The following is a 13,945-nucleotide window of genomic DNA, read 5'->3' as shown; positions in this document are numbered from 1 at the left end:
CGGCATTTCGCTGCGGCATATACACTCACACACTCCCGCCGCGTCCCGCGGCAACCGAGACCTGAACATGACCAAAACCCTCATCATCGCCGAGAAGCCTTCGGTCGCGAACGATATCGCGAAGGCTATTGGCGGCTTCACCAAGCATGATGAGTACTTCGAATCCGACGAATATGTGCTGTCGTCGGCCGTCGGCCATCTGGTCGAGATCGCCGTCCCCGAAGAATACGATGTGAAACGCGGCAAATGGTCGTTCGCCCATTTGCCGGTGATTCCGCCGCATTTCGACCTGAATCCGATCGCCAAGACCGAATCGCGCCTGAAGGTGCTGAACCGGCTGATCAAGCGCAAGGACGTGAGCATGCTGATCAATGCCTGCGACGCCGGGCGCGAAGGCGAACTGATCTTCCGCCTGATCGCGCAATACGCCAAGGCAAAGCAGCCGATCAAGCGACTGTGGCTTCAGTCCATGACACAGGGCTCGATCCGCGAAGCGTTCAAGCATTTGCGCGCCGACGAAGAGATGATGCCCCTGGCGGACGCGGCGCGTTGCCGCAGCGAAGCAGACTGGCTGATCGGCATCAATGGCACCCGTGCAATGACCGCCTTCAACTCGAAGGAAGGCGGCTTCTACCTGACCACGGTCGGCCGGGTGCAGACGCCGACGCTGTCGATCGTTGTCGAGCGCGAAGAAAAGATCAAGCAGTTCGTCTCGCGCGACTATTGGGAAGTGCGTGCCGAATTCATCTGCGCAGCCGGCATTTACGAAGGGCGCTGGCTCGACCCCCAATACAAGAAAGACGAGACCGATCCGGAGAAGCGCGCCGAGCGCCTGTGGAGCAAGGCTGCCGCCGAGTCCATCGTTGCCGCCTGCCGCGGCAAGACGGGAGCCGTCACCGAGGAATCAAAGCCAACCACGTCCGCGGCGCCGCCGCTGTTCGACCTGACCAGCCTGCAGCGCGAGGCAAATGCCCGCTTCGGCTTCTCGGCCAAGAACACGCTGGGGCTGGCACAGTCGCTGTATGAGAGGCACAAGGTGCTGACCTATCCACGTACCGATTCGCGGCACTTGCCGGAAGACTATCTCGGTTCGGTGAAAGAGACTCTCAGCGTGCTGTCGGAAAGCAATAACTACCAGCCCTTCGCTTCGCAGATCCTCAACAAGAACTGGGTCAAGCCGAACAAGCGCATCTTCGACAACAGCAAGATCAGCGATCACTTCGCCATCATTCCGACCACGCAGGCCCCGAAGAACCTGTCCGAGCCGGAGCAGAAGTTGTACGACCTGGTGGTGCGCCGATTCATGGCGATCTTCTTCCCCTCCGCCGAGTTCCAGGTCACCACCCGCTACACCGAGGTTTCAGGGCATCGCTTCAAGACCGAAGGCAAGGTCATGACCAATGCCGGCTGGATGGCAGTGTACGGCCGCGAGGCCATGGCCTCGAACGAAGACGGCGAAACCAGCGGCATGCTGGTGCCGGTCGCCCCTGCAGAGAAGGTGCGAACCGAAAGCGTGAACGCGAACGGCCTGGTCACCAAGCCGCCGGCACGCTATACGGAAGCGACGCTGCTGTCCGCCATGGAAGGCGCCGGCAAGCTGTTCGAGGACGAAGACCTGCGCGATGCAATGGCGGGCAAGGGGCTGGGCACGCCTGCCACCCGCGCCGCCATCATTGAAGGACTGCTGTCCGAGAAATATCTGCTGCGCGAAGGCCGCGAGCTGATGCCGACCGCCAAGGCATTCCAGCTGATGACCTTGCTGCGCGGACTCGGCGTGTCCGAACTGACCGCGCCGGAACTGACCGGCGAGTGGGAATACAAGCTGTCGCAGATGGAGCGTGGCCAGATCAGCCGCGACGAATTCATGCGCGAGATCGCGCAGATGACGCAGGTGATCGTCAAGCGTGCCAAGGAATACGACAACGACACCATACCTGGCGACTACGCGACCTTGCAGACGCCGTGCCCGAACTGCAGCGGCGTGGTGAAAGAGAATTACCGCCGCTTCGCCTGCACCAACTGCACTTTCTCGATGAGCAAGACTCCAGGCAGCCGTCAGTTTGAAGTGGCGGAAGTGGAAGAACTGCTGAAGAACCGCACCATCGGCCCGCTGCAGGGTTTCCGTTCGAAGATGGGCCGGCCGTTCGCCGCGATACTGCGCATCGTGCGTGACGAAGACCTGAACAACTTCAAGCTGGAATTCGACTTTGGCCAGAACGACGCCGAAGGCGAGGGCGGCGAGCCAGTCGACTTCACCGGCCAGACCGTGCTCGGCCCCTGCCCGAAATGCGGCAGCGGCGTCTACGAGATGGGCCTGTCCTATGTCTGCGAACGCTCGGTGCTGAGGCCGAAAGGCTGCGACTTCCGCAGCGGCCGTATCATCCTGCAGCAGGAAATCCTGCCGGAGCAAATGGTCAAGCTGCTCAACGACGGCAAGACCGACCTGCTGCCGGGCTTCGTCTCGCAGCGCACGCGCCGGCCGTTCAAGGCCTTCCTGGTACGCGGCACGGATGGCAAGGTGAGCTTCGAATTCGAAGAACGCAAGGCCAAGCCGGGCGCTGCCGCGAAGAAGGCAAAAGCAGCGGCGACGGAAGAAGCGGAGACCGGGGATGCGTCAAGCGTCACAGCACCGGCACGCAAGGCAGCGGCGAAGAAAACCGTAGCGAAGAAAGCGCCGGCAAAGAAAGCCGCAGCCAAGAAGACCGCGGCCCCACGCAAGGCCGTCGCGAAAAAAGCCGCCTGACGCTGGATCCGACCTACGCCCGCTGCTCGAGCGCAAGCAGATAACGCTTGCGCTCGAGGCCGCCGGCATAACCGGCCAATGCACCGGTAGCGCTCAGCACCCGGTGACAGGGCACGATGATGCAGACCGGGTTGCGTCCGATGGCCGCCCCGACCGCCCGCACCGCGCGGCTTCGTCCCGCCTGCCGCGCCTGCTCCCCATAGGTGCTGACGGCACCGAAGGGAATCTGCTGCAAACCCTCCCACACCTGCAACTGGAACGGCGTTCCACGAAGATCCAGCGGCAGCTCGAACCGTGTACGCGCACGTCCGAAATACTCGTCCAGTTGCACTGCTGCGGATCTCAGTAGCGGATATTCCGGATTTTCCTTGCCCTGCACGCCCGTGAAATATTTATGCTGCTCGAAATACAGGCCACAGATTCCCCGTTCGCTCGCTACCACCAGCAAGTCGCCCAAGGGGCTGTCATGCCTCATCCATGCGTTCATGTGGACTTCTCCTTTTCCATCTCCGTCTCCGATTTCCACTGCCAGAGCGCGATCGCCGCATAGCCGCGCCACGGCGACCACCCGGCCGCACATTGCAGCAGCGCCCTCTCGTCCAGCCGTGCCGGCCCGGTAGTTCCCTGGACTTCACTGATGCGCCTGGCCAGCGCCTTCTGCAAGCCGAGATCGCCGGCCGGAAACGCATCGGGCTGGCGCAGCCCGCGTAGCGCAATGTACTGCGCTGTCCATTCTCCAATGCCGGCCACGGTCCTCAGGCTGCGGACCAGCTCCGGCAGGGCGGTTCCAGGCCTCGGTTCGAGTCCGCCCTCGAGACTGAAGCGCGCCAGTTCGACCAGGGTGGCGGCGCGCTGTCCGGGCAATCCGATCGCAGCGATCGCGTCGGCCGGCAGCGCGGCCAGCACTTGCGGGCGAGGAAAGTGATGGGAAATGCCTGGGCAAGGCGTCGCAGCAGGATCGCCGAAACGCTGGACCAGGCGACCGGCAAGCGTGGTCGCACCCGGCACGCTTACCTGCTGGCCCAGCACCGCTCGCACCGCCAGCTCGAAACAATCGAACGCACCCGGCACACGCAAGCCGGGTGCCGCCTGCACGATAGGCGCGAGCAAGGGATCCAGCACCAGATGAGACGCCACGCGAGCGGGATTCGCATCCAGGTCGAACAACTCCCGCACCCGGTTGATCAGCGATTGCATCACCGGCAGCAGCGAGGGCGATAGCTGCAGCCGCAGCTGCGAGCGGGCATCGTCATGGCTCGCCCGTATCCAGCCGCAGGCGTCGCCGATGCGCACCGAGCGCAACCAGGCTGGGCCGCCAGCGCCGGACTCGATCGACTCCACACCCGGCAGTGCCCGTGGCGCCAGATAGGCCAGCAATCGGGTCCAGGGCAATGGTGGCCGGTATGCCAGCCGGAGCGTGATGGTGTCATCGTCCGCATCATCCCGGCCTGCGTGGCGCCGCAAGGCGCCCGGTGCCACCCGGTAGCGCTGGGAGAACAGGGCATTGAAGCGGCGCACGCTGCCAAATCCTGCGGCATAGGCGATGTCAGCCATCGGCAGCTGCGTTTCCTGCAGCAGCTTCTTGGCGAACAGCAGCCTCTGGGTCTGCGCCAGTTCGACCGGCGTCACGCCAAAGTGCTGCAGCACCACCCGACGCAGCTGGCGTGACGACAGCCCGACCTGCCCGGCCAATTGCTCCAGGCTGCCTTCATTCAACGCGCCCCCGGCGATGCGCTGCCACACCGCCAGCGCGAGGTTCTGCGCAAGCGGATACGGCGCCAGCTCAGGCCGGCAGCGCAAACAGGGACGGAACCCGGACTTTTCCGCCGCTGCGGCGGTACTGAAAAACTCGCAGCCCGGCAGGCGAGGTGTGCGGGCTGCGCAAACCGGCCGGCAGTAGATGCCCGTCGATTTCACGCCGGTGAAGAACACACCGTCGAAACGGGCATCGCGCGCCGACAATGCGCGGTAACAACTGTCGCGGCCTGGCATCTGCGGGTGGTCGTCCATGCCGCTTGTTATACGCTGCGCCCCCGGGCACCGTCTAGCCGTTTTCGGACATCGTTGCCCGAGCCTCGAAGGCTCCCGCGAATTGGTATTTCTACTACATACCAAAGTGCAAGGCTTTGGAGTAATCTCGCCAAGGGGAAATCCCGACGCCATCCCAATAAAAAGGAAGAGACCAATGAAAAACCGCCTGTTTGCCGCGGCCGCCTTGCTGTGCTGCGCCGCCTCTCTCCAAGCCAAGGACATCAAGATCGCCCACGTCTACGACAAGACTGGTGCGCTGGAAGCGTATGCCAAGCAAACCCAGACCGGCCTGATGCTGGGACTCGAGTACGCGACCGGCGGCACCATGCAGGTCAACGGCAACAAGCTGGTGGTGATCGAGAAGGACAACCAAGGCAAGCCGGACGTGGCCAAGGCACAGCTGGCTGCAGCCTTCGCGGATGACAAGGCGGACATCGCGGTAGGACCGACCAGTTCCGGCGCGGCGCTGGCAATGCTGCCGGTGGCGGAGGAATACAAGAAGATCCTGCTGGTCGAACCCGCAGTTGCAGACGCAATCACCGGCGACAAATGGAACCGCTACATCTTCCGCACCGGCCGCAACTCTTCCCAGGACGCGATCGCCAATGCGGTGGCGCTCGACAAGGCCGGCGTGACGATTGCCACCATGGCGCAGGACACCGCCTTCGGCCGCGACGGCGTGAAAGCCTTCAAGGAAGCGCTGAAGAAGGCAAAGCTGGTGCATGAAGAATACCTGCCCGGCAACACCACTGACTTCACCGCCGGCGCGCAACGCCTGTTCGACTCGCTGAAAGGCAAGCCGGGCCGCAAGATCATTTTCATCATCTGGGCCGGCGGCAATCCGTTCAAGATCGCCGACCTCGATCCGAAGCGTTACGGCATCGAGATCGCCACCGGCGGCAACATCTTGCCGGCCATGACTGCATACAAGAATTTCCCGGGCATGGAAGGCGCGGCCTACTACTACTTCGCCATTCCGAAGAATCCCGCCAACAACTGGCTGGTGACCGAGCACTACAAGCGCTTCAAGAATCCGCCTGACTTCTTTACCGCGGGCGGCATGGCAGCAGGCATGGCGCTGGTCGAAGCACTCAAGAAGACTGCTGGCAACACCAATACCGAGAAGCTGATCGCGGCGATGGAAGGCATGAGCTTCGACACGCCAAAAGGCAAGATGACCTTCCGCAAGGAAGACCACCAGGCCATGCAGTCGATGTATCACTTCAAGATCAAGGTCGATCCTGCTTTCCCGTGGGGCGTGCCTGAACTGGTGCGCGAGATCAAGCCGGAAGAGATGACCATCCCGATCCGCAACAAGCGCTGATCGACATCAAGACCAGGCAGCGCGGCGTCAATGCCGTGGGATGCAAAGGGTGAGCCCGGTGGCCGCCCTTTGCACCCGAATCGCTGCCCGCCAGCAAGGACGCCACAGATGTCCACACCCTCACTCGAAACCCGCGACCTGACGATACGCTTCGGCGGCCACGTTGCGGTCAACGCGGTGTCCTGCGCGTTCCAGCCGGGGACGCTGACCGCGATTGTCGGCCCCAACGGCGCCGGCAAGACCACCTACTTCAACCTGATTTCCGGCCAGCTCAAAGCCAGCGCCGGGCAGGTGTTGCTGGATGGCCGAGACATATCCGGCCTGTCCCCGTCGGCCCGCACCCACGCCGGGATCGGACGGGCATTCCAGCTCACCAGCCTGTTCCCGCACCTGAGCGTGATGGAGAACATACGCCTGGCCCTGCAATCGCGGCAGCGGCTCGGACTCGACCTGCTGCATGTGTGGAGCCACCACAAGGACCTGGTGTCGCGCGCCGACCAGGTACTGGAAGCGGTGGCCCTGGAAGCCCGCCGCGATGCGACCGCTGCATCCCTGCCGCACGGCGACCAGCGCAAGCTGGAAGTCGGCATGCTGATGGCGCTCGAACCCGCGGTCTACATGTTCGACGAGCCGACCGCCGGCATGAGCGTGGATGAAGTGCCGGTGATCCTCGACCTGATCCGCATGCTCAAGCAGCAGCGCGACAAGACCATACTGCTGGTGGAGCACAAGATGGACGTGGTACGGGAACTGGCCGACCGCATCATCGTGCTGCACAACGGCGCGCTGATGGCCGATGGCGAGCCGGAAGCGGTGATCGCCTCGCCGCTGGTGCAACAGGCCTATCTCGGACTGGCGCCGGTGGAGGAGGCGGCATGAGCGAGCCATTGCTGAAACTGGCCGGCGTGCACACCCACATCGGCGCCTACCATATCCTGCACGGGGTCGAACTCGAGGTGCCGCGCGGCCAGCTGACCATGCTGCTGGGCCGCAATGGCGCCGGCAAGACCACCACGCTGCGCACCATCATGGGCTTGTGGCAGGCGTCGCAGGGCAGCATCCGCTTCGACGGCGAGGAGTTGCGCGGCAAGCCGACACCGGAGATCGCGCAGCGTGACATCGCCTACGTGCCGGAAAACATGGGCATCTTCGCCGACCTGACGGTACGCGAAAACATGCTGCTGGCCGCACGCGGCGCGCGCCGTGCGGAAGACATCGATGCCGCCCGGCTCGATTGGATCTTCAAGTTATTCCCGGCAATGAAAAAATTCTGGGCGTATCCGGCCGGCAAGCTGTCCGGCGGGCAGAAGCAGATGCTGGCGGTATCGCGCGCCATCGTCGAACCGCGCAAGCTGATCCTGATCGACGAACCCAGCAAGGGACTGGCTCCCGCCATCATCGCCAACATGATTTCCGCATTCCGCGAGCTGAAGCAGACCGAGACCACCATCCTGCTGGTGGAACAGAACTTCAACTTCGCGCGCCAGCTCGGCGACCGGGTAGCGGTGATGGATGACGGCAAGATCGTGCATGCCGGCCCGATGGCGGAGCTGGCTGAAGACCAGGCGCTGCAAGGCCGGCTGCTAGGGCTGTCGCTTGGCGCCCACCAGTGAGGACCATATGAGCGCGCTTCCCGCAACAGATTCCACCACCCCGGCCGCTTCCGCAGCCGGCCCGGCCATTGCCATCGACTGGCTGCCGCTGCTGCTGGTGCCGGCACTGGGCTTGCTGGCGTTGCCTTTCGTCGGCTCGCTGCCGACCTGGATCACGCTGACCGCGGCCGGACTGGCGATGGGCATGATCATCTTCATCATCGCCTCCGGCCTGACGCTGATCTTCGGCCTGATGGACGTGCTCAATTTCGGCCATGGCGTGTTCATCGCGCTGGGCGCCTTCATCGCGGTGTCGGTGCTCGGCCTGATGAGCGGCTGGACCACCGCAGACCATCTCGGCCTGAACCTCGCCGCGATAGCGATCGCCGCGGTGGTCGCCATGGCCGGCGCCGGCCTGCTCGGATATGTTTTCGAGCGGGTGCTGGTGCGGCGCGTGTATGGCCAGCACCTGATGCAGATCCTGATCACGATGGGCGGCATGGTGGTCGGCGAGGAGCTGATCAAGATGATCTGGGGACCGCAGTTGATCGCGCTCGAATTGCCCACCACCCTGCGCGGCGCCATCCTGCTCGGCGACGCAGCCATCGAAAAATTCCGCCTGCTTGCGGTGCTGGTCGGGCTGGTGGTTTTCGTGGCCATGCTGCTGGTGCTGAACCGGACCAAGCTGGGCCTGCTGATCCGCGCCGGCGTGCAGGACCGCGAAATGGTCGAGAGCCTCGGCTATCGGATCCGCCGGCTGTTCGTCGGCGTATTCGTCGCCGGCTCGGCGCTGGCCGGGCTGGGCGGCGTGATGTGGGGCCTGTACCAGCAGGGCGTGGTGCCGCAGATGGGTGCGCGCGTGAACGTGCTGATCTTCATCGTCATCATCATCGGCGGGCTGGGCTCGACCGGCGGCTGCTTCCTCGGCGCAATGCTGGTCGGGCTGCTGGCAAATTACACCGGCTTTCTGGCGCCGAAGGTGGCGCTGTTTTCCAACATCCTGCTGATGGCTGCCATCCTGCTGTGGCGCCCGCAAGGTCTTTATCCGGTAGCGAACCGGTGATGAAGCGATGACCAAGCCATGATTGCCCGCCTGCTCTCCCACGACCTGCCACGAAATCGCTGGCTGTCGGCGATGCTGATCGTCATCGTCTTCTGCCTGGCTTTCGCGCCCTTCATTTTCCCCGGTTCCAAGGCGCTCAACGTAGCGGCCAAGATCCTGATATTCATTGTGCTGGTGGCCAGTTACGACCTGTTGCTCGGCTATACGGGCATCGTCTCGTTCGCGCACACGATGTTCTTCGGCATCGGCGCTTACGGCGTGGCGATTGCCAGCACCAGGCTGGGGGCAAGCTGGTCAGCGCTGGGAATCGGCATCGTCTGCGCGCTGCTGGTATCGATGCTGCTGTCGCTGGTGATCGGGCTGTTCTCGCTGCGGGTGAGGGCGATCTTTTACGCCATGATCACGCTGGCGGTCGCGTCTGCATTCCAGACACTCGCTTCGCAGCTGTCGGACTTTACCGGCGGCGAAGACGGCCTGAATTTCAAGCTGCCGGAAGTGTTGTCGCCCGCATTCCAGCTGGCCGAGGAACCAATCCTGAACGCATCGCTGGACGGCCGGTTCATCACCTATTACATCGTCTTTTTCGCGGCGGTCGTGCTGTTCCTGGCCATGCTGCGCATCGTCAACTCGCCGTTCGGCCGGGTACTGCAGGCGATTCGCGAGAATGACTTCCGCGCCGAGGCGATCGGCTACCGGACCGTGGTCTTCCGCACCTTGTCGAATGTACTGGCAGCACTGTTTGCCACGCTGGCCGGCGCACTGCTCGCCATCTGGTTGCGGTACAACGGGCCGGACGCCTCGTTGTCTTTCGAGATCATGATCGACATCCTGCTGATCGTCGTGATCGGCGGCATGGGTACGATGTACGGCGCGGTGATCGGCACCACCATCTTTACCCTTGCGCAGAGTTACCTGCAGGACCTGATGGCGATCGGCGCCAGCGCCACCCAAGGCATTGCGTGGCTGTCGGCGCTGCTGTCGCCGGACCGCTGGCTGCTGTGGCTGGGCGTGCTGTTCGTGCTGTCGGTGTATTTCTTCCCGACCGGCATGGTAGGCAAGCTGCGCGGACGTACGCAAGGAGCGAAATGATGCAGCCAAGCTCGCACTACCTCCGTTGTCTCGATCGCGAAATCCATTTCGTCCAATGGGGCGCGGCCGATGCGCCGCCGCTGGTCATGTGGCACGGCCTGGCGCGAACCGGGCGTGACTTTGACGACATTGCCGCCACTCTTGCCGACCGTTACCGCATCATCTGCCCCGACACCATCGGCCGCGGATTTTCGCAATGGAGTGCGCGCCCGGACGCGGAATACTGCCTGGACTTCTATGCAGGGCTGGCGCGCTCGCTGCTGGACCAGCTCGGGCTGCAGCAAGTGCGCTGGATCGGCACGTCGATGGGCGGCGCCATCGGCATCAAGGCGGCGGCGACGACGCTGCGTGGGCGCATCTCGCATCTGGTGCTCAATGACATCGGCAGCCGGATCGCGCAAAGCGCCGTGGACCGCATCAAATCCTACGCCGGCAGCCCGCCGCAGTTCGACACGGTGACCGAGCTGGAGCAGTACCTGCGCACTGTCTACACGCCCTACGGATGGCAAAGCGATGCGCAGTGGCGGCGGATGGCCGAGACATCGGTGCGGCGGCTGCCGGACGGCAAGATCACCACGCATTACGACCCGAACATGGTGAAGCAGTTCTTCAACTATCCGGATGACTACGTGCTTGAGGCGGAGTTCGACAGTCTCGACATGCCGGTGCTGCTGCTGCGCGGGGAAAATTCGGATTTGCTGGCGCCGGAAACAGCACAGGAGATGACGCAGCGCGGGCCGAAGGCGACGCTGCTGACGGTACCGGGCTGCGGCCATGCGCCATGCCTGAATGTGCCGGGGCAGATCGAGCCGATTGCCCGATTTCTGCAGGGATAGTTCGGCTCTGGTTCAACTAGCGTAGCCGGGCGAACGCCACGAACGCTCCCTTCCCTGAAAGGCTGGTCATTAGTTATATCGGTGGGTGGTTTAGTTGTTTTGCCTCTATTTGGCTTGCGGTTCGTTTGGCTGGGTTTGATGGTTGTGGTTGTGAAGCCGGGAGACACCCCGGCGGGTGTGTTCCTTTCTTTTTGAAAAAGAAAGGAACCAAAGAAAAAACGTCAAAACCCACTTGGCCAACGCCCGCTTCGATCGCCAACCAGACTCGGATGTCTGGGCTAATCCAGTGCGGCGTTCGCGAGGAAGGTACTGCCACACGTTCGCCTCTGACCGGGATCAGCCAACCCACTTCAATGCCGCCGACCGCACACCACCGCTCGTTGACTCTTAATGGTTTTCGAAGCCGCTAATTGGCTCTTGAGGGCGGGTTGTCAGGGGGCGCGGATGTCGCAAGCGATTTTTTGCCGCTCTCTGCCTTTCGTGAACAGATCCCCTCCGTCGCTTGTTTGAAGCTTCGAAAACCATAAAGAGTCAACGGTGCGCTGGGCATCGGTATAAGACACTTCATGGGGTTGGCTGATTAGGTAAGCGGCACACAGCCGAGGGATCATCGCTCGCGAACGCCGCACTGGATTAGCCCAGACATCCGAGTCTGGTTGGCGATCGAAGCGGGCGTTGGCCAAGTGGGTTTTGACTTTGGTTTCTTTGGTGACTTTCTTTTCCAAAAGAAAGTTACACACCTGCCGGGGTGTCTCCCGGCTTCACACCGACAACCATCAAACCCAGCCGCACGAACTGCAAGCCAAAGAGCTAAAAACCACAAAACGTCCCAACCACTCACCGCCCGAACAGTCCCTTCAACTGCCCCTTCAGCTGCTCCTCGACCTTGCCCCTGATGTCGTCCTTGCGGCTGTCCAGCTGCTTTTTCACCAGCTCGGTCGCAAGGCCGCTGAAGTCGACCCTGTAGCCGATCGCGGTGAACGGCCCCGACAGCCGTACCGGCACCGTCAAGCCTTTCAACGCCTGCAACTCCGGACCAGCCTGGCCCTGCAAGGTGGACACGACGGTAGCCTTGACCAGGTAGTCGAGGCGGTCTTCGCCTATATCGATGTCGCCCGATCCATCCGCCCGCAACAGCGGTGACTTCGCCCGCAGGTCGTCGTTATGGGCAACGCCGCGGGCAATGCGGAAACTGCCCGACAGTTCGCTGAAATCCGTCTGCCCGGAAGCGGAACCGGTGCCGGCCTGCGTCGGGGCATTCCCGCTCAGGACCCCAATCCCGCTCTTGGCGGTGCGGATCGCCTGCGCGATATTGAAGCCTTTGACCGAGCCGTCGCGAAGCTCAAGCCGGGCCGTGCCGTTCAGGTTCTTCTTCAACTGGGCCGCCAGTCCGCCTTCCGTGCTCACATCCAGCATGACGTTGCCGCGCCCCTCGATTGGATCCTTGCCGATCGCGTCCTTCAGCAAGGGGCCGAGATTGATACCGGACAGGGTCTGGCGCACTGAGAATTTCGGTGTCGCAGCGGCCACAGCGGAGGCTGAGCCGGCCATCGTGCCGCCATACAGGCTGGCATTGATCGGATTGACATCCAGCTTGCCGCCGGCGGCGCGCAGGTCGAGCCTGAGCTTGGCCAGCCGCAGGTTCCGGACCTTCAGGCTACCGACCCGCAGGCTGCCGCTTGCCTGCAGCTCGCGCAGTGCGGAAAGGTCGATCGGCTGCGCGGGCTGAGATGGCTGCGATGGCTGAGATGCAGCCGGCGTGCCTGCCGGTGCGGCACTGCCCTCGGGCGACTTGGTGCTATAGCGGTCCGCATCCAGCTTGTCGATGTCGATGTCGAAGGCCCAGGTCGCCGGCGAAAATTTCGCCAGGCCGATCTTCGCATCAAAGCTGCTTTCATCCAGCTTGCCTTGCAGGCTGGCGTTGGCGCTCTGCTTGTTGAGGTCGGCACCCGCACGGCCACTGGCAGCCAGCGTCATGCTTCCGCCGCCGGGGTTGGGGAGTGTCATGCTGGCGGCAATGCCGGACAGGTCGATCAGGCCGGTTTTCAGGTTGGCCTTGAGCGCGCTCGACACCGTCCCGCCCATGATCGTCGTTCCCTGCTTGCCGGACAGCGTGACATTCATTTTCGGTGACGAGAACTGCAACTGGTCCAGATCGCCGGCCAAGCTGCCTTCCATGCTGGCTTTGGCGTCGGTGATGGCGTCCTTGACGGTGGCCTGAAGCGTTACGCTCGGGAGCCGGAAGGCTTGCGGCGTGCCTTCGAAAGTGGGCAGCGAGAAACTGACGCTGATGTTGCGCCCGCCCGGCGACATTTTCGCTTCACCAGAGACCTTGCCGCCGCTGACCTTGTTATCGCCGATCAAAAGCCTGGGTGCATCCAGCGTCACTTCGACCGGCTGGCCGGCTTGCTTGCCGCTCGCCGACAGCTTCAGTCCGCTGATGTCGAAACGCTTGTCATCCGGGCGCAGGTCGGCATCGCCAGCGATCTTCAGTAGCAGCTCGGACACCCCAAGCGCCGATCCCTTCAGCTCGCCATCGAGCTTGTTCACTGCATAGCGCTTGCGGTCGAGGTCGAAGGTGAAGTTGGTCTTGAGGCTCACGGCCGCATCCAGCGCCGGATCGCTGCTCTTGATGCGCGCTGCGACGCTGGCCTTGCCTGGCACCGCATTGGCTATGCGCCCGGTCTGCAATTGGAGCCCCGTAAGCGCGAGCTTGCGCCCGGCCATCTGGTCATCCAGCGCAATGCGGGCGTTTCCGATATCGATGCTGTCGATGTCGAAGCGAAGCTGCTGATTGCTGGTTTCTTCCTTTGACAGCAGGTCGTCAAAATTGGTCGCGCCGGTCTTGTCCCGACGGATGTTCGCATTCAGCCCCTGGATCTCGATACGGTCGACAATCAGCTGCTTCGACAGCAGCGGCAGCAGCGCCAGCGACACCTTCGCCTTTTCGACGCTGGCGAATTCAGCGCTACCCTTGTGTTCGGAAATGCTGACCCGGCCAAGGTCGGCGCCAATTTTCGGGAAGAAGCTCAGCTTGATCTCGCCCGGAATGCTGAGCGTGCGCTGCTTCTTTTCCTTCACCAGCGCGATGATTTGCGGTTTGTAGTCGTTCGGGTTGAAGGTAGCAGCGATGAAGGCGGCGCCACCGGCGACGATTACCAGCAGGGCCGAGAGGCCGATGACGAGGTATTTGGCTGCTTTGGGCATGGGGACGCAAGGCGAAGTGGATCCAGCGCATCAATTTACCACCGGTCCCGAAAATATCGA

General features: G+C 62.9%; 10 protein-coding genes. 7 read left to right on the top strand and 3 right to left on the bottom strand.

Features of this window, described 5'->3' with window-relative positions; translation table 11 throughout:
* Positions 1–67: 67 nt before the first annotated feature.
* Positions 68–2,743 carry a DNA topoisomerase III gene (locus tag FVE66_RS12935; RefSeq protein WP_151447870.1) on the top strand — a complete coding sequence of 892 codons (2,676 nt, stop codon included), beginning with the start codon at positions 68–70 and terminating at the stop codon, positions 2,741–2,743.
* A gap of 13 nt (positions 2,744–2,756) precedes the next feature.
* Here the strand turns inward: FVE66_RS12935 and FVE66_RS12930 are convergent, their stop codons facing one another.
* On the bottom strand, positions 2,757–3,230 hold the full coding sequence (locus FVE66_RS12930) for a methylated-DNA--[protein]-cysteine S-methyltransferase (protein ID WP_151447869.1): 474 nt from the start codon (positions 3,228–3,230) through the stop codon (positions 2,757–2,759).
* Entirely contained in the window at positions 3,227–4,753 is a 1,527-nt protein-coding gene (locus tag FVE66_RS12925; RefSeq protein WP_206668763.1) for an AlkA N-terminal domain-containing protein, read from the bottom strand. The genes FVE66_RS12930 and FVE66_RS12925 overlap by 4 nt, the downstream gene beginning before the upstream one ends.
* 175 nt (positions 4,754–4,928) lie before the next feature.
* Here FVE66_RS12925 and FVE66_RS12920 point away from each other — a divergent pair, with 175 nt between their 5' ends.
* The 6 genes from FVE66_RS12920 (at position 4,929) to FVE66_RS12895 (ending at position 10,678) form a co-directional block, all read left to right on the top strand.
* Positions 4,929–6,098, top strand: coding sequence for a substrate-binding domain-containing protein (locus FVE66_RS12920; RefSeq protein WP_151447868.1), 1,170 nt, complete (start codon positions 4,929–4,931; stop codon positions 6,096–6,098).
* A 108-nt stretch (positions 6,099–6,206) separates the two neighbouring features.
* A complete protein-coding gene (locus FVE66_RS12915) occupies positions 6,207–6,977 on the top strand; it encodes an ABC transporter ATP-binding protein (RefSeq protein WP_151447867.1) in 771 nt (256 codons plus the stop codon).
* On the top strand, positions 6,974–7,711 hold the full coding sequence (locus FVE66_RS12910; protein WP_151447866.1) for an ABC transporter ATP-binding protein: 738 nt from the start codon (positions 6,974–6,976) through the stop codon (positions 7,709–7,711). Before FVE66_RS12915 ends, FVE66_RS12910 begins: the two co-directional genes overlap by 4 nt.
* 7 nt (positions 7,712–7,718) lie before the next feature.
* Complete coding sequence (locus FVE66_RS12905) at positions 7,719–8,753, top strand: branched-chain amino acid ABC transporter permease (protein WP_151447865.1); 1,035 nt, start codon at positions 7,719–7,721, stop codon at positions 8,751–8,753.
* Between the two features lie 18 nt (positions 8,754–8,771).
* Positions 8,772–9,842 carry a branched-chain amino acid ABC transporter permease gene (locus FVE66_RS12900; RefSeq protein ID WP_151447864.1) on the top strand — a complete coding sequence of 357 codons (1,071 nt, stop codon included), beginning with the start codon at positions 8,772–8,774 and terminating at the stop codon, positions 9,840–9,842.
* A complete protein-coding gene (locus tag FVE66_RS12895) occupies positions 9,842–10,678 on the top strand; it encodes an alpha/beta fold hydrolase (RefSeq protein WP_161993280.1) in 837 nt (278 codons plus the stop codon). Before FVE66_RS12900 ends, FVE66_RS12895 begins: the two co-directional genes overlap by 1 nt.
* 837 nt (positions 10,679–11,515) lie before the next feature.
* Here FVE66_RS12895 and FVE66_RS12890 read toward each other — a convergent pair.
* Positions 11,516–13,885 carry an AsmA family protein gene (locus FVE66_RS12890; protein ID WP_151447862.1) on the bottom strand — a complete coding sequence of 790 codons (2,370 nt, stop codon included), beginning with the start codon at positions 13,883–13,885 and terminating at the stop codon, positions 11,516–11,518.
* Positions 13,886–13,945: the final 60 nt, after the last annotated feature.

This window comes from Lacisediminimonas profundi (assembly GCF_008831265.1).
Classification (GTDB): domain Bacteria; phylum Pseudomonadota; class Gammaproteobacteria; order Burkholderiales; family Burkholderiaceae_D; genus Lacisediminimonas; species Lacisediminimonas profundi.
The sequence above is the reverse complement of the archived record's forward strand: the minus strand, read 5'-3'. Positions and strand labels throughout refer to the sequence as shown.